17 protein-coding genes are annotated in these 26,524 nt (G+C 62.8%); 13 read left to right on the top strand and 4 right to left on the bottom strand.

What is annotated here, in order from left to right; translation table 11 throughout:
- Positions 1 to 7: 7 nt before the first annotated feature.
- Entirely contained in the window at positions 8 to 679 is a 672-nt protein-coding gene (locus tag K359_RS0128595; protein WP_029082391.1) for a class I SAM-dependent methyltransferase, read from the top strand.
- A gap of 21 nt (positions 680 to 700) precedes the next feature.
- On the opposite strand, the gene K359_RS0128590 is transcribed toward K359_RS0128595, so the two are convergent.
- The 3 genes from K359_RS0128590 to K359_RS0128580 form a co-directional block, all read right to left on the bottom strand.
- Positions 701 to 1,417 (bottom strand): bifunctional 2-polyprenyl-6-hydroxyphenol methylase/3-demethylubiquinol 3-O-methyltransferase UbiG, encoded by a 717-nt coding sequence (locus K359_RS0128590; RefSeq protein WP_029082390.1) that lies wholly within the window; start codon positions 1,415 to 1,417, stop codon positions 701 to 703.
- Positions 1,418 to 1,425: 8 nt separating this feature from the next.
- Positions 1,426 to 2,736 carry a nucleotide sugar dehydrogenase gene (locus K359_RS53240; RefSeq protein WP_035977270.1) on the bottom strand — a complete coding sequence of 437 codons (1,311 nt, stop codon included), beginning with the start codon at positions 2,734 to 2,736 and terminating at the stop codon, positions 1,426 to 1,428.
- A gap of 73 nt (positions 2,737 to 2,809) precedes the next feature.
- A complete protein-coding gene (locus K359_RS0128580) occupies positions 2,810 to 4,111 on the bottom strand; it encodes a glycosyltransferase family 4 protein (protein WP_029082389.1) in 1,302 nt (433 codons plus the stop codon).
- A gap of 117 nt (positions 4,112 to 4,228) precedes the next feature.
- Here K359_RS0128580 and K359_RS0128575 point away from each other — a divergent pair, with 117 nt between their 5' ends.
- The 12 genes from K359_RS0128575 to K359_RS0128520 all read left to right on the top strand — a co-directional run bounded on the left by K359_RS0128575 (position 4,229) and on the right by K359_RS0128520 (position 25,016).
- The gene (locus tag K359_RS0128575) at positions 4,229 to 5,479 is read left to right on the top strand and encodes a glycosyl hydrolase (protein WP_245284744.1); all 1,251 of its coding nucleotides are present in this window, start codon (positions 4,229 to 4,231) and stop codon (positions 5,477 to 5,479) included.
- Between the two features lie 110 nt (positions 5,480 to 5,589).
- Positions 5,590 to 7,776 carry a bi-domain-containing oxidoreductase gene (locus K359_RS0128570; RefSeq protein ID WP_029082387.1) on the top strand — a complete coding sequence of 729 codons (2,187 nt, stop codon included), beginning with the start codon at positions 5,590 to 5,592 and terminating at the stop codon, positions 7,774 to 7,776.
- On the top strand, positions 7,773 to 9,758 hold the full coding sequence (locus K359_RS0128565; RefSeq protein WP_029082386.1) for an alginate lyase family protein: 1,986 nt from the start codon (positions 7,773 to 7,775) through the stop codon (positions 9,756 to 9,758). The genes K359_RS0128570 and K359_RS0128565 overlap by 4 nt, the downstream gene beginning before the upstream one ends.
- Before the next feature lie 2 nt (positions 9,759 to 9,760).
- Positions 9,761 to 10,915: a glycosyltransferase gene (locus K359_RS0128560; RefSeq protein WP_029082385.1), complete on the top strand. Its 1,155-nt coding sequence runs from the start codon at positions 9,761 to 9,763 to the stop codon at positions 10,913 to 10,915.
- 672 nt (positions 10,916 to 11,587) lie between these two features.
- Complete coding sequence (locus K359_RS0128555) at positions 11,588 to 12,859, top strand: calcium-binding protein (protein WP_029082384.1); 1,272 nt, start codon at positions 11,588 to 11,590, stop codon at positions 12,857 to 12,859.
- A gap of 210 nt (positions 12,860 to 13,069) precedes the next feature.
- Positions 13,070 to 14,785: a calcium-binding protein gene (locus K359_RS0128550; protein ID WP_029082383.1), complete on the top strand. Its 1,716-nt coding sequence runs from the start codon at positions 13,070 to 13,072 to the stop codon at positions 14,783 to 14,785.
- Positions 14,786 to 15,127: 342 nt separating this feature from the next.
- Complete coding sequence (locus K359_RS0128545; RefSeq protein ID WP_029082382.1) at positions 15,128 to 15,739, top strand: class I SAM-dependent methyltransferase; 612 nt, start codon at positions 15,128 to 15,130, stop codon at positions 15,737 to 15,739.
- A gap of 197 nt (positions 15,740 to 15,936) precedes the next feature.
- On the top strand, positions 15,937 to 18,171 hold the full coding sequence (locus K359_RS0128540; protein WP_029082381.1) for a peptidase domain-containing ABC transporter: 2,235 nt from the start codon (positions 15,937 to 15,939) through the stop codon (positions 18,169 to 18,171).
- Positions 18,161 to 19,507 (top strand): HlyD family type I secretion periplasmic adaptor subunit, encoded by a 1,347-nt coding sequence (locus K359_RS0128535; protein ID WP_029082380.1) that lies wholly within the window; start codon positions 18,161 to 18,163, stop codon positions 19,505 to 19,507. Before K359_RS0128540 ends, K359_RS0128535 begins: the two co-directional genes overlap by 11 nt.
- Positions 19,504 to 21,540 (top strand): tetratricopeptide repeat protein, encoded by a 2,037-nt coding sequence (locus K359_RS0128530; RefSeq protein ID WP_029082379.1) that lies wholly within the window; start codon positions 19,504 to 19,506, stop codon positions 21,538 to 21,540. Before K359_RS0128535 ends, K359_RS0128530 begins: the two co-directional genes overlap by 4 nt.
- Before the next feature lie 336 nt (positions 21,541 to 21,876).
- Positions 21,877 to 24,084 carry a glycoside hydrolase family 99-like domain-containing protein gene (locus K359_RS0128525; RefSeq protein ID WP_029082378.1) on the top strand — a complete coding sequence of 736 codons (2,208 nt, stop codon included), beginning with the start codon at positions 21,877 to 21,879 and terminating at the stop codon, positions 24,082 to 24,084.
- Between the two features lie 8 nt (positions 24,085 to 24,092).
- On the top strand, positions 24,093 to 25,016 hold the full coding sequence (locus K359_RS0128520; RefSeq protein ID WP_029082377.1) for a glycosyltransferase family 2 protein: 924 nt from the start codon (positions 24,093 to 24,095) through the stop codon (positions 25,014 to 25,016).
- Between the two features lie 113 nt (positions 25,017 to 25,129).
- Here K359_RS0128520 and K359_RS0128515 read toward each other — a convergent pair whose 3' ends face one another.
- A complete protein-coding gene (locus K359_RS0128515) occupies positions 25,130 to 26,326 on the bottom strand; it encodes a hypothetical protein (RefSeq protein ID WP_051346462.1) in 1,197 nt (398 codons plus the stop codon).
- Between the last annotated feature and the right edge of the window lie 198 nt (positions 26,327 to 26,524).

Genomic DNA, 26,524 nt, shown 5'->3' with positions numbered 1-26,524 from the left:
ACTGACATTGCTGGGCGCAATTCAAGCCCGATTTTCCAGTGCAGCGCGCAAGCGGCGCGGCGAGTTCCTCGTTCGCACCGTGAATCTGCCGCTCGACGCCAAGATTCTCGATCTCGGCGGCGGGACCGGCCGGCATATTCGGGCGATCCTGCCCCGCCATCGCGACATCACGGTGTGCGACATCTCGGCCGACGACCTCAAGGCGGCGCGCGAGCGCTTTGGCTTCAAGACCGTGCTGCTGCAGGAAGCCGAACGCCTGCCGTTCGACGATCAGGCGTTCGACTTCTGCTTCTGCTCGTCGGTGATCGAGCACGTCACCGGGCCGAAGCAGGAGGTCGTGACGATCGAGGATGGGGCGGCATTCCTGAGCATCGCGCGTCAGCACCAGAACCGCTTTGCCGGCGAGATCTCGCGGGTGGCAAAGTCGTTTTACGTGCAGACGCCGTACCGTTACTTTCCGATCGAGAGCCATACCTGGCTGCCCGGCATCATCGTGCTGTTGCCGAGGCGGCTGCAGATCGCGCTGATCGGGGTGTTCAACCGCTTCTGGTTCAAGCGGACCGCGCCCGACTGGCACCTGTTCGACTGGCGCGAGATGACGGAGACGTTTCCGGACGCGACAATCTATCGCGAACGATATCTCGGCATGACCAAGTCGCTGATGGCGGTCAAGACATGAGGCGGGTGTCCGCCGGCCGCATCAATCGTCGCGCCGGGCCAGGATATTGATCAGCGTACCCAGTGTGGGGCGGCGATCGAGCGCCGGCGGCAGCGGGGAGCCGGCAAAGCTCGTGCGGAGCATGGTGAGGCCATGTTGCCGCAGCAGGTCCTGCATGGCGGCCGGCGAGGCGTCGAATTTGGAGAAGGCGAGGTAGCGGAACAGCGGCCGCGCCGACAGGCGCGAGGAGGCCGCGTGCGCGAGCTTGTAGCTCTGGCGCAGCAGCGATCCGCGGTTGGGGATCGAGACCAGCAACAGGCCGCCGGGCCTGAGCACGCGATGGATCTGGGCGAGGCACTGCGCCACGTCGGGGACATATTCCAGCACGCTCGCGCAGAGCACGCCGTCGAAGGATCGATCGGCAAACGGCAGGCTTGCGATCGTCGGGATCTGCTGGAAGGAGAGCGGTCCGGCCGGCGTATCATCGGCGGAGCGGCCGCGTGCCGCCGCGACCATCTCCGACGACGCGTCGACCCCGGTGACGTCGCAGCCGCGCGCGGCGAGCAGCCGGGACAGCGTTCCGGTGCCGCAACCCGCATCCAGCCAATGCTGCCCGGCGAGGTCCGCATTGCCGAGCAGATCGAACATGGCGGCGGTGCGTGCCCTGAAGGTGCGGCTCTGATGCAGCGCCTCCCACCCCGACGAAATCTCGTCGTGAAAGCGGATTTCAGGTCGGTCGATCTGGCCCGTTGTGGCCATGCTGTTCCCTACCAGTGGAAGCCGCTCACTCTGGCGCGCACCTCATCGGGCAATCCGATATCGGACAGTTCGAGCACGATTTGGTCATGGCGCGTTGCCTTCAGCGCTGCGACGAAGCGCGGATCGGGCGTCGTCAGCACGACAATGTCGGCCCATTCAATCGTTGCGGTGACATCGTCATGCAGCAGGCCGACCAGCTCCGGGTTGCGCATCAGGAAGTCCCGGTTGGCGCCGATCAGCTGCGACAGCCGCACGTTGGGGTCGTAGATCCGGATGTCGCGCTGCTCGCCGCGCAGGCTCTTCACCAGTTCCACGAACGGGCTGTCGCGGACATCGTCGGTGCCGGCCTTGAAGCTGATGCCGAGGAACGCAATGCGGCGGCCGTCATGCGACAGGATCCAGTCGGCGCCGCGCGACATGATCATGTCGTTGCTGGGCAGGATGCTCTCGAGCACCGGCGTCGACAGCCCGCGGCTGTGCGCCAGATGTTTCAACGCCTTGACGTCCTTCGGGAGGCAGGAGCCGCCGAAGGCAAAACCCGGCCGCAGATAAGCCGACGAGATGTTGAGCCTTGTGTCCTGCAGGAAGATGTTCATGACATCGCGGCCATCGATGCCGAGCGTCTTTGCGATCGTCCCGATCTCGTTGGCGAAGCTGACCTTCAGCGCGTGCCAGCTGTTGTCGACATATTTGACCAGTTCGGCGGTCTCGACCGGCGGCGTGATCTTGGCGCCCGGCAGATCCTTGTAGAGCGCCATCACGCGGTCGGCGGTCTCCTGGTTGAAGGCGCCGACCACGGTCTTGGAGGGTGCGTTGAAATCCGCAATGGCGCTGCCTTCGCGCAGGAATTCCGGATTGAAGGCGAGGTCGAAATCGCGGCCGATCCTGTTGCCGGAGGCTTCCTCGATCAGCGGTCCGACGGTGCCGCGGGTGGTGCCGGGCAGTACGGTGGAGCGGATCGTCACTGTATGCGGTGCGTTCTTCGCGCGCAGTCCGCGGCCGATCTCGATCGCGACCTGTCGGATCGCGGTCAGGTCGAGATTGCCGTTGCCGGACGAGGGCGTGCCGACGCAGACCATCGATATGTCGCTGTTGACGATCGCCTCGGTGGCGTCGGTGGTCGCGGTCAGCTGACCCGTGGCAACCGCGCGCGCCACCTTGTCCGAGATGCCCGGTTCGATCACGGGCGATCTTCCTTCGCGGATCAGGTCGACCTTGTCGACGCTCTTGTCGACGCCGATGATCTGGTGACCGAGCTCGGTGAAGCAGGCGGCGCAGACCGTTCCGACATAGCCGAGGCCGAAAATGCTCACATTCATGCTTCGACCTTCAATAACCTTGGCGCGCGACCGCGGCGGCGTCGCGGTTGACGTGAATGGAGCGGCAAGCCGTTCAAGACGATGCCCGCCCGGCCGCTGCGTTGGCGCTGGAATGCGAGGTTGACCGCTCGGCGGTCGCGTTTGCGCGTGGCGCAAGGCTTTGCGCGGGGGCTTTCGCGGCGAACAGCGCCTCATAGGCTGCAAGCAGCTTCGGCTCCTCATGCGTCCAGGACAGCGCGCGCTCGACGCGGCAGCGGCCGAATGCCCCCATCGTCTGCCGCAGCGACGGATCGTCGATCAAGGCAATGATCTTGCTGGCAAAATCCTTCGGATCGTTCTTCGCCGCATAGAGCGAGGCGTCGAGCGCCGAGCGGCGGCCTTCGCGGACGTCGAACTGAACGATCGGCCGTCCCAGCGCCATATACTCCATGATCTTGTTCATGGTGGAGATGTCGTTCATCGGTGTGACGCGGTCCGGATTGACGCAGACGTCCGCGGTCGAGAGCATCGTGAACAGCGGCTCATCCGCGACAGCGCCGGTGAAATTGACGTAGTCGGAGAGCCGCATCTCCTCGCAGAGCTGGACGACCGCGTTCCATTCCGGCCCGGTGCCGGCGACGTTGAACTGGATGTCGGTGCGTCCGAGATTGTGCACAATGTGGCCGATCGACTGCAGCAGCAGATCGATGCCTTCCGACTGGCCGATCACGCCGACATAGCCGACGCTGTAGCGCCGGCCACGGCGCCAGGCCGGATCGGCAGGGCGGGAGCGCACCCGGTCGAGATTGGGGCCGGAGCGCACCACGAAGACCCGGTTGGCCGGCATGCGGCCGCGCGTGATCGCGATCTCGCGATAGGACTCGTTGGTCGCGATCGAGATGCTCGCGGTCTTGAAGGTGAAATATTCGACCAGCCGCAGCAAATGCCAGAACATGTCCCGGCGGCCGAACTTCGCCTCGTAGAGCTCGGGATTGACGTCGTGATGATCGAACACGAAGCGCTTGCCGCCGAGCTTGAACAGGAGGCCGATCAGGAAGATCAGATCGGGTGGATTGCAGCCCTGGATCACGTCGAAGCCGTGCTTCCACGCCACCCTGATCGAAAGCCACGTCTCCCAGAACAGCGCGACCGGATATTCGATGAGGTAGGCGGCGATCCCGCGCGCTTCCACCGGCATCGGATGGCGGTAGATGTGAATGCCCTCGAGGCATTCGTAAGACGCGTCATGGCCGCGGCCCTTCGGGCAGATCACCGAGACCTCGTAGCCCGCCTTGCGCAGCGACGTTGCTTCGCACCACACCCTGCGATCGAAAGGAACCGGAAGGTTCTCGACGATGATCAGGATCCGCCGCGGTGATGGTTCAGCTCTCGACATCTGCGATGATCTATACCATTGACCTAACAACATCACAATCTGACTAACATCGGCATTAACATGCGCGGCTTGCACTATGCAATCCCGGCACCGATGTGACGGCGACGAGACGCGGACATGGCAGGCAAAGCGAGGGATTGGGGCCACAGGGCATTGATTGCCCTGATTTTGAGCGCAGTGGTGCCGCTGGCCCACAAATGGCCGCTGCAGTGGGGTGGTGCGTCGGCAAGCGATGCGCTGAATGCGAGCCGTTTGAATGCGGTGATCCCGTCGACGCTGTTCGGCATGACGATCAACGCGATCGGGCAGCCGCAGCCGCAGTCGCATCCTTGGCCCGAGCTCAAATTCGACGGCGTTCGGCTGTGGGGCGCGATCTATTGGGCGCAGGTCAATCCGGCGCCCGGCATCTTTAACTGGGCGCGCTTCGACGCCATCCTCACGGCGGCCGAGCGCGAGCATGTCGATATCGTGCTCAATCTCGCCTACACGCCGCGATGGGCGGCGTCGGTGAAGGATGCGCCGCCGGCGTTCACGCCGGGCGCAAGCTCGCCGCCCGGTGATCTCGCGTCATGGGATGACTGGGTGCGCGCAGCGGTGGCGCGCGCTGCCGGGCGCATCAAATATTGGGAAATCTGGAACGAGCCCGAGGATCCCAAATATTACTCGGGTGATATCGCTACCATGGTCCAGATGCAGAAGCGGGCCTATCAGATCATCAAGGCTAGCGATCCCGGCCTGATGGTGCTGACGCCGCCGTCCAACGGCACGCCGGACGGCTATCGCTGGCAACAGGCCTTCATGGCGCAGGGCGGCGGACAATATGCCGATATCTTCGCCTTCCACGGCTACACGAGCGAACCGGAAGCCGTGATTGGGATCATTGCGCGCTTCAGGCGGATCCTGGCCGCGCACGATCTGTCCGCAAGGCCGATCTGGGACACCGAGGCCGGCTGGTCCTCCTACGAGGACAATCCGGATGGCTGTCTGGCGCGGGCGTATATCCTGAAATGGATCAATGGTGTCGACCGCTTCTATTGGTATGAATTTGCAGGCGGGGGCAGCGATTTTGGAAAATTATGGGACCCGGCGCGTGGGCTGCTTCCGGGTGGCGTAGCCTACCGCACGGTCCAGTCATGGCTGGTCGGCGCACGCATCGTGACCGCCGTCCGGACCTCGCCGTCGACCTGGCGCGTCGCGCTTCATATGCAGGATGGCCGCGACGGCTTGATCCTGTGGACCACCAAGGGGCGGTCAGTTTACCGGGTCGACCCGCGCTTTAGCCGCTATCAGGGCCTGGATGGCGGCGAGGGACCTGTCGCCAACGGCGAGGTCGAGATCTCGCCAAAACCGATCCTGTTGCTCGAATGATACGATGTTAATTCACGAACAACAGGATAACTATGATGATGTTCCTGGCTTCATTGCGGGCGGCAGGCGCGATACAAGGAGCGCTGTTAACGTGAGGCGATTGACCGACTGTGAAGCAGATCGCGCAGAACTATAAGAGCGGCGAGCTCAAGCTGATCGATGTGCCGTCGCCACGCTGCCGCCCCGGCGGGGTTTTGGTGCGCACGGCGTTCTCGGCAGTGTCGACCGGCACCGAGATGATGAAGTTTACGGAAGGGCGCCTGTCGCTGCTCGGCAAGGCGCGCGCGCGACCCGACCAGGTCGCCAAGGTGGTGCGTTCGGTCCGCCAGCAGGGATTGCTTGCGACCTATCAGAAGGTGATGAACCGCCTGGATTCCTACACGCCGCTCGGTTACTCGCTGTCCGGCACCGTCGTGGAAGTGGGTGAGGGCGTCGGCGGCTTCTCGGTCGGGCAGCGCGTCTGCTGCGGCGGCAATCAATATGCGACCCATGCCGAATATAATTGGGTGCCGGTGAATCTCTGCGTCCCGGTGCCGGACAGTGCAGCCCTCGATCAGGCCGCCTTGACCACGATCGCCTCGATCGCGCTGCAGGCGATGCGTCAGTCGGAGATCCGTTTCGGTGAGACCGCCTGCGTGATTGGCCTCGGCCTGATCGGGCAGATCATGGTGCGCCTGCTGCGCAGCGCCGGCGTCGTGGTTGTTGGCCTCGACAGGCTGGAGGCACGCTGCCGCCAGGCGGAGGCCGCGGGCGCCGCGGTCTGTGCGGTCGCGTCGGACGATGCCACGGCTGAGTTTCGCGCCCGCGTCGACCAGTTGACCGCGGGCAACGGCGTCGATTGCGTGTTCATCACGGCGGGCAGCGACGATCCCGATCTCGCATCGCGTTCGGCAGCATTGCTGCGCGACCGCGGCCGCATCGTCGACATCGGCAAATGCACGCTGAACCTGCCGTGGAACGAATTCTACGACAAGGAGCTCGACGTTCGCTTCTCGCGCTCCTACGGCCCCGGCCGCTACGATCCGCTCTACGAGGAGGGCGGCATCGATTATCCGATCGGTCATGTGCGCTGGACCGAGAAGCGCAACATGGAGGCGATCGTCGCGCTGCTTGCCGACGGACGGCTCGATTTTTCGTCGCTGATCTCAGAAGTGGTGCCGCTTGAGCAGGCGACGTCGGCCTTCGAGCGCATGAGCCGCGGCGAGGTCGGTCTCGGCATGGTGTTCGCCTATCCGGATGCCGCTCCCCGCGCGCTGCAGATGATTTATCGCCCGGTCGCGGCCCTGCGCAGCGGCCGGGTGCGGCTCGGCGTCATCGGCGCCGGCAATTATGCCTCCAGCATGCTGTTGCCGCAGCTTGCGAATAACCAGCGCGTCGATCTCGTCGAGGTCGCCACCAATACCGGCCTGAGCGGCGCCACCGCCGTGCGCAAGTTCGGCTTCGCGCGCGCCTCGACAGAAGCGGCCTCGGTGCTCGAGGCCGACGATATCGATGCCGTGCTGATCGCGACACGCCATGCCTCCCACGCCGACCTTGCGGCACGCGCGCTGCGCGCCGGCAAGGCGGTGTTCGTCGAAAAGCCCCTGGCGATCGACACTAATGCGCTCGATCAGCTGGAACAGACCATCCGCGAGACCGGCAACAACAGGCTGATGGTTGGCTTCAATCGCCGCTTCTCGCCGCTGCTGCAAGGCATGCGCAGGGCGTTCGCGCCGGCCGGGCCGCAGACCCTGCAATATCGGGTCATCGCCGGCCCGCTGGAGAAATCATCCTGGTATCTGCAGGCGGAGACCGAAGGCAGCCGCTTCGTCGGCGAGGGCGGGCATTTCATCGACGTGTTGTCCTGGTGGCTCGGCGGCGAGCCCGTGCGTGTCTCCGCCAGTACCGCCGGCAAGGACGTCGACAATCTGGTCGCGACCTTCGACTTTGCCGATGGCTCGGTCGCGAGCCTCAGCTATCTCACCGGCGGCGATCCGCGCGTGCCGAAGGAGGCGCTTGAAGTATCGGCAAGCACGGGCTTTGCCGCCTTTGACAATTTCTCGCGCTTCGAGATCTGGCACGCCGGACAGCGGACGGCGCAGAAAGCGCGGCTCGACAAGGGCCAGCGGCCGATGCTGGATGCCTTCATTGCGGCGGTCGCATCGGGGGCCGCGATGCCGATTGCGCTCGACTCGCTGCTTGCGACCACCCGCGCAACGCTTGCCGTGCAGGAAAGCGCGGCCTCCGGGACGCCGGTCGATCTGACGATTGGCGCAGCGGGGCATGGCGCTGTGCGCGCTGCGACCGGCGCGAGATGAATCCGGCCTGGTATCTGCGCAGACTGCAGCGCATGGAGCCGTCCGAGCTTGCCGGACGGGTGAACGATCAGGCGCTGCGCCTGCTCTGGCGGATCGCTCCGCCCGACATCGCGCGGCGCGCCGGCGCCAGGCTGATGGCGGGCGCACGGCAGCCGCGCCTGAAGCCGCTGCCCTTGTCCGCCAATGCCCCGCAGCAAGCTGCCGAGCGGCTGATCCATAGCGCCGATCAGATTCTCGCCGGACGCTGGCGGGTTTTCGCCAGAGATCATGAGGCGCTGGGCGAACAGCCCGACTGGTTCGTCGATGTCCGCAGCGGCAAGCGTGCGCCGGGTGACATATACGCGTTTGCGGTTCCCTATCGCGACGAAGCGGCGGTCGGAAACATCAAATACATCTGGGAGCCGTCGCGTCACCACCATCTCACGGTGCTTGCATCGGCCTATTACCTGACCTCGGACGAAATTTACGCCCGGCGCGTGGCCGAGCATCTCACCAGCTGGTGGCGCGAAAATCCATTCCCGTGCGGCCCGCACTGGATCAGCGGCATCGAGCTTGGCGTGCGACTGATCTCATGGACCTGGGTGCGCCAACTGCTGCAGAACTGGCCTGGCGCGCCCGCATTGTTCGAGGACAATGAGCTGTTCGTGACGCAGCTCCATGCGCATCAATACTGGCTGTCGCGATTTCCGAGCCGCGGCTCGTCTGCCAACAACCACGTCATCGCGGAGGCTGCCGGGCAGTTCGTCGCGGCCTGTGCGTTTCCCTTCTTCCGCGACAGCGCGCGATGGCGCCAGGATGCAGCCAGCACGCTGGCACACGAAGCCATCGCGCAAACCCTCGCCTGCGGCAGCAACGGCGAGCTCGCGACCGATTATCACGGCTTTGTCCTCGAACTCCTGCTGGCGGCGGCGGTACAGGGCGAAGCGTCCGGGCACCCGCTTGACGATGCGGTCTGGACCACGATGTGCCGCATGAGCGATGTCATTGCCGCGATGCTCGACGATCGCGCTCGTCCGCCGCGTCAGGGCGATGGCGATGACGGCATTGGCCTCTTGCTCGACGATCACGGCGGCAATCGCTGGCTTGGCCTGCTCAGCACCGGTGCGCGCCTGTTCGGCGGTCTGCCCTGGTGGCCCAGCTTGCCGGAGCCTGATCTGCGCACGTTTGTTCTGACCGACGGCATCAAGCCGCGTGCGGTCGCCGTGCGGCCCGCCCGCCGCCCGCATTTGCTTGACCGGGCGGGGCAGACTTTTCTCGTCGACGCTGAGCGAGCAGTGTGGTGCCGCTGCGACCATGGCCCGCATGGCTTCGGCCGGATTGCGGCGCATGCCCATGCGGATGCGCTGTCGATCGAATGCCGGATCGCCGGCGTCGAGATCTTCGCCGACCCCGGCACCTATTGCTATCACGGCGATTCGCGATGGCGGGCCTACTTCCGCTCCACGCTGGCCCACAACACGCTCTGCCTGTTCGCGCGCGATCAGTCGGTGTCGGGCGGGCCTTTCCTCTGGACACGGCATGCGCAGAGCCGGCTCGTCGCATCCAGCGGCCTTGACGAGCGTGATGCGGACGCAGACTGGGTCGCCGAGCACGCGGGATATCAGGGCGGCGCAGGCCTCCTGCATCGCCGTTCGGTGCAATTGCAGCGTCAGGCGGCGCGGCTCCTCGTCACCGATATTGTGCTTGGCGATGAAGGGCTTACCGCTCCGGCGAGCCTCAGCTGGCATCTCGGTCCCGAGGTGGAATGCACGCTCGAAGGGCGCACGGCACTGCTGTCGTGGCCCGGCGGGCGCGGCGAGCTCGATCTGCCGGCAGAACTCAGCTGGATGGCGTATCGCGGTGACGAGACCCTGCCTGCCGGCTGGTATTCACCGTCGTTCGATCTCAAGGTGCCGGCGACGACCTTGATCGGCTCCGGTACGCTCGCCGCCGGACAAAGTCTGGTGACGGAGTTGCGCTGGTTCTCAGACCCGGCACGCTGATCATGAAGATTCTCGTCGCGCACAACAGGTATCAGGGACGCGGCGGCGAGGACGTCGTCTTCGAAGCGGAAGTCGACCTGCTGCGCAACGCAGGCCACAGCGTCGAAACGCTCACGGTGAGCAACGAGGCGATCAATTCGCTGGCCGCGCGTATCGCGACGACGCTGTCGATCGCCGACAATGCGCAGGGAAAGCAGCGCGTGGCGGAGGCGATCGATCGCTTCCGCCCCGACATCGTCCACGTCCACAATTTCTTCCCGCTGCTCTCGCCGGCGGTGTTCGATCTGTGCCGGCAAAAGCGCGTGCCGGCCGTGGCGACGCTGCACAATTATCGCACCATCTGCACCGGCGGCATGCTGCTGCGCGACGGCCGCATCTGCCACAAGTGCCTGGACGGTGGGCATTTGTGGGGTGTCGTGCATCGCTGCTACCGCGGATCGCTGCCGGGCTCGCTGGCCTCCGCCTACATGATCGCGCGGCACCAGCGCCGCGGCACCTGGACGCGTCCCGGCCTGCGCCTGATCACGTTGACGCAGTTTGCCCGAAATCTGTTCACGCAGGCCGGCTTCGACGCCGGCCGGATCGATGTGAAGCCGAACTTCATGGCCGACCCGGGGGCACCTGATCCAGCGGCGCCGCGCACCGGGCTGCTCTATGTCGGACGGCTGAGCCGCGAGAAGGGCATCGATGTGCTGCTCGAGGCCGTTGCGGGCACAGCCGTGCCGTTGCGGATTGCGGGGGAGGGGCCGGAGGCGGCTGCGCTGAAGGCCCGTGCGAGCGGCAACGTCACGTTCCTTGGCGCCATCTCGCGCGAGGAGGTGTTTGCAGAAATGGCCAAGGCGCAGGCGCTGGTGGTGCCGTCGCTGTGGTACGAGGGATTTCCCATGGTCGTGGTCGAGGCCTTCGCGCGCGGGACGCCGGTGATTGCGTCCGAGATCGGCGGGCTTGCCGAGGTGGTGAGCGATGGCGGAACGGGCGCACTGATTCCGCCGGGCGACGCGGCCGCGCTCCGGCAGCGGATCGCTGACGTTGTCGGCGCCCCCGATCTGGCGGCTGCATGGGGACGGGCCGCACGGGCCGCCTATCTCGAGCTCTATGCGCCGGACGAGAACCGCCGGCTGCTCGAGGCGATATACGCGCGTACCGTCGGCGGATGATCGCCGCAAATCGGCACTCCGCGGGTAATCGGGCATCGTCGCGCCGTTTCCACGCCGGAGTCGCTAACACATTGCGGCAAATCTGGTGTTAATTTGTTATATTGCGGCGTCGGGCGGACGACACGCCGGGTTTGGCCTGGTGGTCGAGCGGCCCTGATTCTGCGGTTGATTCCACGAATTTCGCCCGATTGAAGCTCACAAATTGCAACCTGGCAGCGTCATAACACTCGGCTGACGACCCGCCGGTTGTGAAGTTTGACGCTTTTTTGGAAAAGCTCTCACGCGGTGCAGAAATATTTTTTCAGAACAGAAAATCGCGTCGAAGCGCGCACAACATCTGCGAAATTCGGTGCGCTCGCGCCAACCCGAGCCCCCGTGAAACCCCGTATAATCGCTACCCTTTTTTGCGCCGCGGCTAACATTGGCGGCTTGCCTGCGCTGAATGTTAGCGCGCGCCTGAAATTGCGTTAAGTCTCGCAAAAACCTCACGGAACCAGACGTTAATAGCACATTGCTGATTGACTCTCGCATACCGCGGACTTAACAATGGACTTAACAAGTTCGTAACGTGTGTCCACATTTGAGCTGCGTCGCAACAAACGAGTTGTGATTCAACAGCTTACGTGTGGGCGAGCGGCTTGAATCCTCGTATCCCAAGCAGGGGCTACCTCGATGGCGACTTACAATCTCGACCAAACCGACCTCAAACACGCGATCAACTCGACGATCGATCACGCGACCCAGCAACAGATCATTGACTATTTGATCAATGCAGGGGTCGGCTACACCAGCCCCGATGACGGAACGGAGATCCCGGTCCAGGTCGGCGCCGGAATCTCCAACCCGGATCCGGCTGCCAATGTTCTCATCGAGACCAACGCCAATAACGTTGTTAACACTGACGCCAACCTGAAGGCGATCATCGAAGCCACCAGCAGCGACGTGACGCTGACGGTCAACGGCAGCACCCCGGTGCTGGTCGCAACCGGCGACGGCAACGATCAGGTCTTCATCAACAACACCGGCGATACGACGGTTCTCACCGGCGCCGGCAATGACACCGTCTTCGGCGGGTCGGGGCACGATTCAATCAGCGGTGGCGCCGGCAATGACGTGCTCGTCGACAATGCCTCCGGTCACAGCACGCTGGACGGCGGCACCGGCAACGATCTGCTGTTCGGCTCTGGTTCCGACACGCTGCTCGGCGGCGCCGGCAACGACACGCTCTACGGCGGGACCTCGTCCGATCTGGTCGGAGGTCGCGGCAACGACGTGCTGGTCGGCGGCACGGGCAACAATCTGCTCTCCGGCGGCGCCGGCAACGACGCGCTCTACTCGAACTCGGATGCGTCGCACGGCTCGGTCCTGAGGGGTGGTGACGGTGCCGACTCGCTCTACGGTGGCGCCGGCGCCGATACGCTGTATGGCGGCGACGGCAAGGATCTGTTCGTTGGCGGCACCGGGACTGTCGCGGAGTACGGTGGCAACGGTAACGACATCCTCTACTCCGGTAGCGATGCATCGCACGCGACGGCGGTCTACGGCGGCAACGGCAACGACTCGCTCTACGGCGGTGCCGGCAACGACACGCTGTATGGCGGCAATGGCAGCGACACGCTGGTCGCTGGTTCGGGCACGCAGACGCTCATCGGCGGCAACGGCAGCGACTCGTTCGTCGGCTCCGCCACCGGTACGGCCTCGATGGTCGGCGGCAATGGTCAGGACTACTTCTATCTGTCCAACGCCACCAGCAGCGACACCATCGACGGCGGTGCCAGCAACAAGGACTCCCTGACCTTCCTCGATCATGCCTCGACCGACGTGACCGACATCAGCGCCGGATCGAACGGTTCTCTGGACATCACCTTCAGCAATGGTCAGGTGACCCAGATCAGCAGCATCGAATACCTGATCTTCAACGATGGTCACTCGACCAAGCTGTAAGATCTCAGGTCTTCACAAACTAGGTCTTCACTAAACGAAGGCGCCGCCTCAACCCTGGTTGAGGCGGCGCTTTTTTGCGATTGCAGGTGGTGTTCTGAAATGCTGTCTGATAATCTCGGAGTGTTGCAGCCTGCTCCAATTGTGAGTCATCGAGATAATTTAAGCGTTTGCTTAGCGATGATGTAGCGCGTTCAAGCAGGGGCTCCATCGATGGTGACGCAAAACCTGAACCAGACGGGGCTCAAGGCAGCGATCGGCTCCACGATCGATCACGCAACCCGGCAACAGATCCTCGACTATCTGATCACGGCGGGGATCGGGTACACCTCGCCGGATGACGGCACCACGATCCCGGTCCAGGAGGGCGCCGGGATCAGCAACCCGGATCCGGACGCCAATGTCCTGATCGAAACCAACGCGAACAATACGATCAAGCTTGACGCCAAGCTGAAGGCGATCATCGAAGCCACCAAGAGCGACGTGACGCTGACGGTGAACGGCGCCGCCCCGGTGCTGGTCGCGACCGGCGCCGGCAACGACGTTGTCACCTTCAACAACAACCGCGGGACGACGGTCCTCGTCGGTGCCGGCAACGACACGGTGTACGGCGGTGGCGTGGGTCACGAAACGATGGACGGTGGCGCCGGCAACGACTGGCTTTGGGGCGGTAGCTCAGCGCAACTGTTTGGCGGTAGCGGCGACGACACGCTGCTGTCCGGCGGCCCGGTGTTCGATACGAGCATTTCCAGTACGCTTTACGGCGGTACCGGCAACGATGTGCTGTTCGGTGGCTGGGGCAACGATCAACTGTTTGGTGGCGCCGGTGACGACTGGTTGAGCGCAGGTTTCGGCAACGAGATTCTCGACGGCGGCGCGGGCAATGACACGCTGGTTGCCGGCATGGACAGCTGTCAGCTCTACGGTGGCGCCGGCGACGACATACTCTACGCGGACCTGTTTGCGGGGCGCGGTTCGATGCTGTCGGGCGGTGACGGCAACGACACGCTGGAGGGCGGTGCCAGTGGCGTCGCCGACACGCTGGATGGCGGCGCCGGCGACGACTTGCTGCAGGGCGGCGTCAGCACTGTTGCGGAGTACGGTGGCAGCGGTAACGACGTTCTCAAGTCAGGCGCCGGTTATGGGCTCGGCACGTTGCTCGATGGCGGTGCGGGCGACGACACGCTGGTTGCCGGTGCAGGGTATAATCCTGCCAATATCGGTTCCGACACGCTGGACGGCGGTGCCGGCGACGACCTGCTGATCGGCGCTGCCGGGACTGTTGCGGGGTATGGTGGCCGCGGTAACGACGCGCTCTACTCGCACTCGGATGCATCGCATGGTTCGCTTCTCGACGGTGGTACCGGCAGCGACTCGGTGTATGGCGGTGCGGGTGCCGACACGCTCTACGGCGGTGCCGGCAACGACCTCCTGGTCGGCGGCGCCAGGACTGTCGCGGAGTACGGTGGCGACGGCAAGGACGTGCTTTACTCCGGCAGCGACGCGTCGCATGCGACCTCGCTCTATGCCGGCGATGGCAACGATTCGCTCTACGGCGGCGCGGGCAACGACACGCTGTATGGCGGCTCCGGCAGCGACACGCTGGTCGCCGGTTCGGGCACGCAGACGCTGATCGGCGGCAACGGCAATGACTCGTTCGTCGGCTTCGCCACCGGTACGGCTTCGATGGTTGGCGGCAGTGGTCAGGACTACTTCTACCTGAAGAACGCCACCAGCAGCGACAGCATCGACGGCGGTGGGGGCAGCAGGGACTCGCTGACCTTCCTCGATCACGCCTCGACCGACGTGACCGACATCAGCTCCGGATCGAACGGCTCTCTGGACATCACCTTCAGCAATGGCCAGGTGACCCAAATCAGCAACATCGAATACCTGATCTTCAACGATGGTCACTGGACCAAGCTGTAAGATCCTGGGTCTGCACCAAACGACGACGGTGCCTCAACCTGGCCGAGGCGGCGCCTTTCTTTTGCATCCGAACATGCTGAGCTTTGTCGATCGACCCGCTCGAATGGCTGATCTCCATTACAAGTCCCGCGCCAGGCATTTCCCGTCGACGGATGTTAGAAGTTACTTTGTCACATTCGGACCACGTAGCTTTTGTAAAGCCGGGAAGCTTGCTTGACCCGATGGAACTGTGGCCAATAGCTTTCCACGGCCTTGGTAACATCAGTCAAGATAAGCGATCGCTGTAGAAATCAGCCGCTTAACGGACCAACGCGTGGAGCTCTCGAATTGGCCAAGAAGAAGATGCTGAATGCCGGTGCTGGATTGACGGTTGCCAAGCGGATCCAGCCGCTCCTGACATCGCCTGAGTGGGAAGAGATTCGATTGGATGTCGACGCAGACGTGGATCCGGACATCGTCGGATCGATCACCGATCTCTCCGAACTGTTCCCGCCGGCCTCGTTCGACGCGATCTGGTGTTCCCACCTGATGGAGCACCTCTATGCCCATGAGATTCACCCGACCTTTGTCCAGTTCCGCGAGGTCCTCAAGCCGGACGGATTCGCGCTGATCATGTCGCCCGATCTCGAGGCAGTGGCCCAGCACATGCTGACTCAAGGTCTCGGTGCGATCGCCTATGTCTCGGCGGCCGGTCCGATCCGGCCATTGGACATGATCTACGGACATTCCGGCGCAATCGAGCAGGGGCGTCATCATATGGCGCACAAGACCGGCTTTTCGACCGACCGGATGGGGAACCTGCTGCTCAGCGCCGGGTTTCCGACCGTCTCCGTGCGCAGCGGGAATTTCGAGATCTGCGCATTGGCGCTGATGCCGGAAGCCGATGATGGGCGGATCCGGCCGCTCCTGGAGGCCTGCGGGTTCGACTTCCGGGAGACCGTCAGCGCCGCCTGACGGTTGTCGATGTTAAACAATGTTATAAGATTCCGTGGTTAAACCCGATCCGCAGCAATGTCGGGACAGGCTTCTCAAACCTTCTCGATACATATATTTTTGGCTGGCTTGCTGAAAATGCTGCGTTAGCGAACTAACAATGATAAGTTATAGTTCGCTGAGAACCGGATCTGCGCAGTCGAAACTTCGAGGCATCCATGACCACACACCTCTCGCTCGTCGGCGCTGCTTCGGTGGACGACCTGCCACCCACCGGCCTCGCATGTCTCGTCATCGTTGCAAGACAGCATGGTTTGCACCTCACCACGTCCCAGCTCATCCATGACAATCTCCTGCGCGATCAGGAAGTCACGCTCCCCGAGCTCCTGAAGTGCGCGAATTCGTCGGGCATGACGGCAAAGGCCGTCAAGCTGGACTGGAAGGGCCTGAGCCACCTCAAGCGGGCGCTGCCGGCAATCGTTCGCCTGCGCGACGGCAGCCACATGGTGTTGCTGCGCCTTGAGGGCGATGAGAACAGCACCCGGGTGGTGTTGCGGGATCCCAACGCGAGCGAGGATGCCCTGCTCGTGATCGATCAGCCGCGTTTTGAGGACATCTGGTCGGGCGATGTCGTCATGGCCAAACGCGATTACGAGATTTCCGACGAGACCCAGCCGTTCAGCTTGGGTTTTGTCGTCGCCTTGCTGTTTCGCGAACGGCGCATCCTGCGCGACGTCGCGATCGCGGCGCTGATCCTGGGCTTTATGGGCCTGGCGCCGATCATGTTCTGGCGGCTGCTCTCGGACAAGGTCATTTTCTACAAGGCCTACAACACGTTCTACGTGCTGTGTGTTGCGATGTTCGTCGTCATCCTGTTCGAGGCGGCATTCACGTTCCTGCGGCAGTATCTGGTGCAGCGCCTGACGGCACGCATTGACGTCAAGCTGTCGACTTACGTGTTCGAGAAGGTCCTCAATCTGCCGATCGATTACTTCGAACAGAACCCTGTCGGCCTGATTTCCCGGGACATCCGCGAAGTGTTCCGGATTCGTGGCTTTCTGACCGGGCAATTGTTCGGGACTGTTCTCGATTCGACGACGCTCTTTTTCTTCCTGCCCGTCATGTTCTTCTTCAGCCCGATCATGACGCTGATGGTTCTGGCTTTTGCTGGAGCGATCGTTACCTGGCTCGTCCTGATGCTGCCGGCCTACCGGAAGAAGTCCTCGGCAACTTTGGCGGCTGAGGGCGCGCAGGGCGCGTTTCTGATCCAGAGCCTGAACGGCATGAGGACCATCAAGTCGCTGGCGCTTGATACGCGGCAGCGGCACATGTGGGATGTGCTGGTGGCGCGCGTCGCCAAGGCGCGTCTTGCGGAAGGCTTGACCGGAACTGCGATTCAGACGCTGGTGCGTCCCCTCGAACGGCTGGCGGTGAGTGCTCCCTATGCGTTCGGTGTCTACCTGGCGGTAAGCAGCGGCGATCCGGTCTATGTCGGGGCGCTGTTTGCCTTTTTGATGCTGTCGCAACGTGTTGCCGGCCCGCTGATGCAGATGGCTCAGCTCATCAACCAGTATGACGAGGCGCGCACCGCAGTCACGATCGTCGGCAGGCTGGTGAATCAGCCGGCGGAAGAGGGACGTTCCGGCCATGGCGTGAGGGACCCGCTGAAGGGTTTGATCGAGTTCTCCGGTGTCACATTCAAGTACAAGGGCGCGGTGTCGCCGGCGCTGAACAATGTCTCCTTCGAGATTCCCCTCGGCACCACGCTCGGCGTGATGGGCAAGAGCGGCTCGGGCAAGACCACGATCACCCGGCTGTTGCAGCGCCTGCACTCCGACTATGGCGGTCTGATCAAGGTCGACGGTATCGATGTCCGCGAATACGATGTCGATCATCTCCGGCGCAATGTGGGCGTCGTGCTGCAGGAGAACTTCCTGTTCAGCGGCACCATCCGCGAGAATATTTCCGCCGCAAAGCCGGATGCGACCTTCGACGACGTTGTCAGGGCGGCGCGAATGGCCGGCGCCGAGGAATTCATCGACAAGCTGCCGCGAGGCTACGAGACCTATATCTACGAGGGTTCCACCAATCTCTCCGGCGGCCAGCGTCAGCGGCTTGCGATCGCGCGTGCCCTGATCGTCAATCCTCCGATCCTGATCCTGGACGAAGCGACCAGCGCGCTCGATGCGGAGAGCGAGACCATCGTGAACGCGAACATTTCGCGGATTGCGCATGGCCGCACGCTGATCATCATCTCGCACCGCCTGTCGTCGCTGACCAAGGCCGATGCGATCCTCGTGCTCAATCGCGGCGTGGTCAACGATATCGGACGTCATGATGAACTTCTGGAACGAAACGACATCTATAGCTCGCTCTGGTACCAGCAGAATACACACCTTGTTCCGACGGGCCGCAGCGACAAGAACTTCAGGAGCCCGACCCTTGTCTCCTAACCAAGCTTCGCTCGCGACCGTTCGCCAGTTCCAGTCCGAGACCGACGCGATCCGCGAGGCCGCCGAGCCGCTACTGGCCCGCGCGACGCTTTTCGTGCTGTCGGCGTTCCTGGTATCGCTTGTGGCGATCATGTGCCTCACGCGCCTCGATCGGGTGATCACGAGCGTGGGCGGCAGGATCGTTCCCGTCGATTCGATCAACGTGCTGCAGGCGCTCGACGCGTCGATCATCAAGACGATCGATGTTCGGGACGGTCAGCAGGTTGAGAAGGGGCAGCTGCTTGCGACCCTCGATTCGACCTTCACCGCGGCCGACGTCACGCAGTACAAGTCGCAGGTTGCGAGCCTTGACGCGCAGGTGGCCCGCGATGAGGCCGAACTGTCCGGAAAACCGTTGTCATTTGGTGGGACCAAGGATCCGGAGGCCACCAAGTACAACGCCTTGCAAAAGGCGCTCTACGACCAGCGCGTTGCCCAGTACAACGCGCAGGTGACGAGCTACGATTCCAAGATCAGTCAGACCGAAGCGACGATCCAGAAGGCGAGAAAGGACGACGAGCGGTATGGTCAACGCGCCGAGATCGCCAGCAAGATCGAGGACATGCGCTCGACGCTTGCCGAAAGCGGCAGCGGATCCAAGCTCAACCTTTATCTATCGCAGGATACCCGCCTGGAGTTGTTGCGTCAGATCGACAATACGCACAACACCTTGCTGGAAGCGCAACACCAGCTGGACTCGCTGAAGGCGGACCGCAAGGCCTTCATCGAGCAGTGGAACGCGCAGCTGAGCCAGGATCTGGTCACGACGCGCAACAGCCTGGACACGGCCCGCGCATCCTTTGACAAGGCCACCAAGCACCAGGACCTCGTGCGGTGGACGGCGGCAGAGCCATCGGTCGTGCTGACGCTCGCCAAGCTCTCGGTCGGATCCGTGCTGAAGCCGGGCGATCCCTTCATCACGCTGATGCCGCTGAGGACGCGGCTCGAGGCCGAGATCCAGATCCTGTCGCGCGATGTCGGCTTCGTTCGGCCGAACGACCCCTGCACGATGAAGGTCGATGCCTTCAACGCGGCCGAGCACGGTACGGCGCAAGGCAAGATTCGCTGGATCAGCGAAGGTGCCTTCACGACCGATGATGACGGAAAGGCCGTCGATGCCTTCTACAAGGCGCGGTGCTCGGTCGACGAGACCAACTTCAAGGATGTTCCGAAGAACTTCCGCCTCATCCCCGGCATGACGCTGCAGGGCGATGTCAATGTCGGCACCCGCTCGGTGGCGATGTATCTGCTCGGCGGCATGCTGCGCAGTGCCAAAGAAGCTATGCGTGAGCCATGACGGTATCGGCGCGATCCCTGCTTGAGTTGTTCCGATCCGGTTCGTCCCGTTCAGAGTCACAGCCGTTTGAACGGGGATTGGCGGCTTACGAGAACCGGCAATATCTCGAGGCGTTCCGCCTTTGGAGGCTTGCGTCGGAAGCGGGCAATCCGGAGGCGGATTACCGGATCGGACTGCTCTATGCGAAGAACGAGGGTGTTATCGGCAGCCTTCCGGACGCGGTCGCGTGGTATGACCGCGCCGCCCTGAGCGGACATACCGATGCGCAATTCCAGCTTGGCTTGATCTACTTCCACGGCGTCCAGGCTGCCGTCGGACCGAACAGGCCCGAGATGTGGCGGCAGTCCACTGCGGCGCGTCTGGGTGACAAGGCCGCCAGCGTCCACGATCTGGTGTTCCCGAACGGGACCGGCGTACCGAGGGATCTCGACATCGCCTTCCTCTGGATGTCGGTGGCGGCAGAAGCCGGCAAGGCGGAGGCGCAAGCGATCCTTGGTGACATGTACGCCAACGGGCAAGGCTGCGCGCGGGATCACGCGACTGCCCTGCGTTGGTACCAGGCCGCGGCCGAGCAGAACGCGGCGTCAGGTCAATTCGCACTCGGTGACGTGCATTATCAAGGGCGCGGCGTTCCGGTTGATTTCGCGCAGGCCGCGGCCTGGTATCAGAAAGCTGCGGAGCAGGGGCATGTCCGCGCACAGGTTGCGCTCGCGTTCATGAGCCTCAAGGGCACCGGCCTCCCCGCGAACGCTGAAGAGGCCGCGCGGCTGTTCCAGAGTGCGGCCGCCCACGACGATACGATCGCGCTCTACAACATCGCGCTGCTGCGGCTGAGCGGCAAAGGGACCGTCAAGGATCTCGACAAGGCCGAGACCGCGTTGCGCAAGGCGGCACGGAAGGATTACCTGCCGGCGATCCAGGCGCTGGCTGAATTCTATGCGCTCGGCACTGCTGCGGAACCGGATCTGCGCGAGGCGGCGTATTGGTACGAGAAGGCGGCAGAGCGCGGCGACGCGCAGGCGCAGTTCTTTACCGGGCGCTTCTATGCCACCGGCACCGGCGTTGCGCCCAGCATCCGCCAGGCCGCGAAGTGGTTCGAACGCGCGGCCGAGAACGGCCATGCCACGGCGGCCCACAACATCGCGGTGTTCTACCTCAACGGCAACGGCGTGACGCGCGACGCCGCGACCGCGATCAAGTGGTTCGAGCGCGCCTCCGAGGGCGGCATCAGCGCCGCGGGCGTGCAGCTCGGCCGGCTCTACTCGGCGGGTAACGGCGTGCCGCGCGACCAGGCGCGGGCAGCCGAATGGCTTAGCAAGGCGGCCAACGGCGGCGACGCCGATGCGAAGACGGCCTATGCCGTGTTTCTGATCCAGGATGACCCATCCGAAGCGCGTCTTGCGCAGGCACGCACGCTGCTGACCGACGCCGCTGAGGTCGGTCACTCCGCCGCGGCATTCCAGCTGGGCGGGCTTCACATGGGGAGATCAGGTGGTCCCGTCGATCTACCGGCGGCCGCCCAATGGTTCAAGCGTGCGGCAAGTGCCGGCCATGTCGAGGCCCAGCACAGCCTGGCGCTCCTGTATTCCGATCCCAAGAGCAGCCTCAAGGATCCGCAGGCCGCCACAAGCTGGATCGTCAAGGCTGCCGAAGGCGGCAACGCCGCAGCGCAGTTCAAGCTTGCGGTGATGTATTGCACCGGGCAGAGCGTCGAGCAGGATCTTGCCCAGGGCGTCAGGTGGTACGAGGCGGCGGCGCGCCAGGGCCATGCGACGGCGCAATACAACCTTGCCGCGATGCTGGGGCGCGGACAGGGCTGCGAGGCCGATCCGGCGAAGGCGGCCGAATGGTTCAAGGCAGCTGCGGAGCAGGGCATGGTGGAAGCCCAGCTCGCGCTTGGCGATGCGCTGCGCGCCGGCAGCGGCGTCGCGCAGGACCGCGATTCTGCGCTGCGCTGGTATCGACAAGCGGCACAGCGGAACAACGAAGGGGCGCTGCGCCGCCTGCAGGCGATGGGCGAGAGCGTCGGCTGATGTTGCTGGATGCGTGCCTCTCGTCGTGCGCAGCTAAAGCAGAGACGATCGGCGGCTTTGTTGTTGGGCGCGAAGGCACGGAAGCGGGCACGTCTGGATGACAATCTGGGCAAGACGAACGATGACTTTCATATCGACGACAGAGAGATTGCGTTAATGTTGCGGTCGCGGAGCAAACCTTCCATGTATCATTGGTTGTGTGAAGATGACCGATAGCACCGGGAGGTCATCGATCTTGGGTGTGCTTGAATAACAACGTGATCTCGGAATCGAACTTTTGGTTCACCGAGAAAGAACTGGGACCAACGTTAAACGTTGGCAGGAGATTGAGTGGCAATGAACAAGATTGTTGAACGGAGCGTCAGGGACACAAGGGACATGCAGCCCGTTGCCAGTCCGGTTCAGCAGGACGATCATTCGCAGAGCGTGTTCCTGGATCCGGATGTAAGCGATCTTCAATCCGGACCAAGATTGCGCGGCGCTATCCTCGAGTATTCTGGGCGGGCGATTTCCGGTTGGATTGTGGACGCTCAATCGCCTGCTTCGACCGTCTCGATCGCGCTCTTTGTCGCTTCGCATTGTGTCGAAGAGGGACGGACAGGCCGACCGGCGCCGGCCAGCATCGGCAAGCAGAGCGCGATCGGGCGTCCCGGATTTCGGATCAATCTATCGACGCGCGGCGTGCGCCGCCGCCTCGCACGCGCGCTGAGAAACGCGCTGGTCGAACCCAAGCATGCGCAGATCTATCTCCGCGTCAGCCTGAACGACGGCGAGTACTACGAGATACCCCTGTTCGAAAACTTCGCGCCAAGCGAGGTAGTTGTTGCGCTCGGCTTCTCGACCGAAGACTACGACGATCTCCTGTTTCCGAACAACGACGGCAGGGTCGTTACCGGACTTGCGGAGGGCACCAGCAAGGAGGTGCGCTACATTTGTTTTTACCTGCCGCAATTCCATTCATTTGAAGAAAATGACCGGTGGTGGGGACCGGGGTTCACCGAGTGGACCAACGTCGCGCGCATGCGCGCGCAATTCCCCACGCACGAATCGCCATGGCTGCCGGCTGATCTCGGCTTCTATGATGTCCGGCTGCCGGAAACGCGCCGTCAGCAGGGTGACCTGGCGCGCAAATACGGCGTCGACGGGTTCTGCTACTACGTCTACTGGTTCCAGGGTCGGAGGCTGTTGGAAAAGCCGCTCCAGCTCATGCTTGAGGACGGAGAGCCGAACCTGCCGTTCTGCATCTGCTGGGCAAACGAGAACTGGTCCCGCCGGTGGGACGGTTCGGATGCCGAACTGCTGCTGGGGCAGAATCACTCGCTGGACGATGATGTTCGCTTTATCGACGACATGGCCGATCTGCTGCTCGATGAGCGCTACATAACCGTCGATGGTCGAAAGATCATCGTCATCTACCGGCCGTCATTGTTGCCGGACAAGCAGCACTTGTTCGAGATCTGGCGCAAGCGAGCCAGAGAGCTCGGGATCGGTGAGCTTCTGATCTGCAACGCGATGACGTTCGGAGAGTTCGACCCGCGAGACGTCAATTGTGATGCCGCAATCGAATTTCCGCCGCACACGGTCTCGACGAGGGAGGTGCCGCCGACCGACGTCCACGCACCGGCGACCTTCGCCGGAAAGGTGTACGACTATGTCGACGCCATGCGGTCGTCTCTCGGCAAGAGCTACGATTTCCCGTTTTTTCCCGCCGTGATGCCGCGCTGGGACAATACGCCGCGCAAGGGCGCGCGCGGTCACGTCTTTACCAGGTCGAGCCCGGAGGCGTTCGAGGTCTGGCTTCGCGACGCGACCCTGCGGGCGAAGGGCAACAGCTTTACCGAGTCATTGGTCTTCATCAATTCCTGGAACGAGTGGGCGGAGGGCGCTCATCTCGAGCCGGACTCGCGCTATGGACGCGCGTTTCTGGAGGTCGTGCGGCGGGTCGCTTCGGCGGAGCCTATTTCGGCCCAGATTCGAAATACTCCGGACCTTCTGGATTGCCTGAGCAGGCAGGAGCTCGAATGGGCGGTGAAGGAATCATCCGCGCATGTCGAGGTGCTGGCAAACCTGCATCGATCGGGTCTCGGTCAGTCGGGGGTGCAGCGTATCAGAAGCGGCGTCCCGGTCGAGGCAGAAGGCGCGTCCGATGGTCCGGTGGGCTCGTTGCTGGTCATTGAAAACATCAACTCCCAAACGAGCGAGCGGGTGATCGCCGATCCGCGATACGAGATAGTGGTGCGCGGATGGATCTGTGCGGGCACTGCTTTCGAAGCAAGCAGGCAAAGAACGGGCTTCCTGGTCCTGTCGTCGCTTGCCGCGGAGAATGCAGCGAACAGCGGGTACTGTCTGATCGTTGACTGGCACGAGCGCGTCGACGTGAAGGAATACATGAAGGCCGAAAGCAAGGACTCCTATTTCGGTTTTCAGGTGTCCTTCTCGATTCGGGATCTGGCGGATGGTGAGTATCAACTCGCGGTCCTGGAGGTCGGCGACGGAGCCAGTCTCCTCGTGAGGTCGCGTCACTCGATCATCGTGAGACGTTGAGGCCGGCTATGCTCGCAAGTGTCGTCATCGCCTGCTACAAGCACGAACAGTACCTCGAGGAATGCCTCGAGACTGTCTATCAACAGACCTTTGCCGACCTCGAACTCGTCATCGTGGACGACAATTCGCCGGACAAGAGCTTTGAGGTCGCGCAGAAGGTCATCAAGAAGAAGTCGTTTGGGAAGCGCTTTGTTTCCTGCAAGCTGCTCAAGAACCCGCAAAATCTGGGCGCCCACTACACCTGGAACAGAGCATTGTCGCTGACCGGCGGCGACCTGATTTTCCTTTTGAACTCGGACGACGCCTTTTCCAGGGATCGGGTTCGACAGTTCGCGGACAAGTGTGGCAAGGAGCGGCTGTTTTTCGGCTTCTCGGCGGTCGAGCCGATCGATGAACACGGCAAGTCGATCGCCAACTATCAGTTTCCGACACGCCTGCGCTATGCAATCGACCGCGCTCAAATTGCCAGCACGCCATTGTCATGGACGTTCCTGGATTCCCAGATCGCGGCCTCAACCGGAAACTTTGTCTTCAGCCGCGAGCTGTTGCGGCAGGTCGGCTGGCTCGCCGATCTCAAATACTGCCACGACTGGGACTTCGCCCTGCGCGCCGTAACGAAAGTCGAGCCGACCTACCTTGAGACCGACCGCTATCTGTATCGGCTTCATTCAACCAACAGTTTCCGAAGTCTGAGCAAGGTGGCGGAGAGCGAGACCAAGGCCTGCATGGAGTCGTATTGTCTGAATGCGATCGCGTCGAGGCCTCAGAACAAGACCTGCCTCAGTCCGTCGAATTTCGGCGATTCATTCTATGACTTCGTGAAGCTGCATCCCAATTTCAATTATTGGGTGAAGCAGATCTACGCGCCGTATCATCTGGAGCATCGGACCGTGGAGTCGAACGATCGGACCAGGCCGCTTCGCTGGCGCTGATCAAGGCGCGTAAGGCCGGCGCTGTCCGTTCCGATCGAATCGGAACGGAGCGGGGCTTCAGGTTCGGCGCACCTGCTTCACGGATGCCGGCACGCGGTTCGCGCCAAGGCGATCTAACACAGGTTCTTGGACGACGACTGCGCAGTCGCTTTCAACACTTCGCGTAGCGCTTCGAGGCGATCGGTTTGACAAGGCATGGTGGGGACCAGCCAGCCACCCTCGTCATTTTCGTTCCAGGCATAGATCAGTACTGCGGGCGCCCGGCGATCGGGTGCGCGGCTGTTCACCCAGCTGATCGATTGCGCCAGATGGCCAGCCAATTCCTTCTTGGTCGGAGCTGTATAGAAATTGGTGATCCCGTCGCCGGGACGCTGCTTTGTCTCCCAGGGCACGGGGTGTTCGATGCGAGGGCGCCTGTCCCATCCCGTCATCACCGTGGGCACAACGGGGAGCTGGCTGGCGGCCAGATCATTCCAGCCTTTTTCGGCATATTTCGCGAGATCGGCAAAGCTTCCCCGGCCGTTGCCGGTTGTCAGCGCATACGACCCGACTGCGTCGGCGCCCACATTGGCGGCCTCCTGGCTCAGGAATTTCATGTCTCCTGCCAGCACGATGTAGGGATCCGCGAGACCAGCTCCGTTCGCGTCGGATTTGAACTTGCTCAACTGGCTCCGGAGGCCTTCCACACCTCCCCAGCTTCGCTGCACATCTGCACCCTTGATGAAGCCCAGGAAGTAGAGCGGCCGATCGTTCTCCACCTTCAGATAGTTCTTGTCCGCCATCAGGCCGATGTGCTCGTGGGGGAGCGAGGACAGCTTGGCCAGCGATCCCCACCGGCCGAGCTCGGTGAACATGCAGTATCGGAGATTGGCGGCCTTGGGACGTGCCCTGAACTCGTAAAGGGCTTTCGACATCGGATGGTTGGCCCCGTAGGCGGCAAATGCCCAATAATCCAGTCCGGCAAAAATCGCCTGGTCGATCTCCTTATCCATCTCGTTCTCGATCGAGGTCGGGAAATCAAGCGTGTTGGGCGCGCGGTTCACCTGCGTCCCGAAGAAGGGAGTCCGCCAACGATATCTTTCAGGGGCGAGCGATTGCTTGACGGCCTCGGTTGGTTGCGAGCCCGGTGAATACCAGGCGTCCCATCGAATTGCGCCCACGAGCGGCCTGTGAGGGACCGGGGCCGCGGCAGACTGCCCGGAACCCAAGACGCTGAGCGCGCCGGGCAGGAAGCTTGCGGATAGTGATGTTAAAAACATCCTTCGCGTGAGCGCGAACGGCTTCCGAGCTGCTTCGTTCCTATTGTCCATTGGCGATCTCCGATCGTTCCCGTCCCGTGACACGATTTTCGTGCAAACGACACCAAGCCTCTCTGCTCTATTGTATTGATTTTCCTCGAAATAACCTTACAACAGTTAAGTGTGAGCACTTCGTGTTATAGCCTTAATCTCGCAAAATAAGTGCGTTAGTAGGGAATTCGGGGTGCGAGCCAATGTTAATTGCTTGTT

Origin of the sequence: Bradyrhizobium sp. th-b2, assembly GCF_000426785.1 — a bacterium.
In the GTDB taxonomy this organism is placed as follows: Bacteria; Pseudomonadota; Alphaproteobacteria; order Rhizobiales; family Xanthobacteraceae; genus Bradyrhizobium; species Bradyrhizobium septentrionale.
This window is presented reverse-complemented; position numbering and strand designations above follow the sequence as displayed.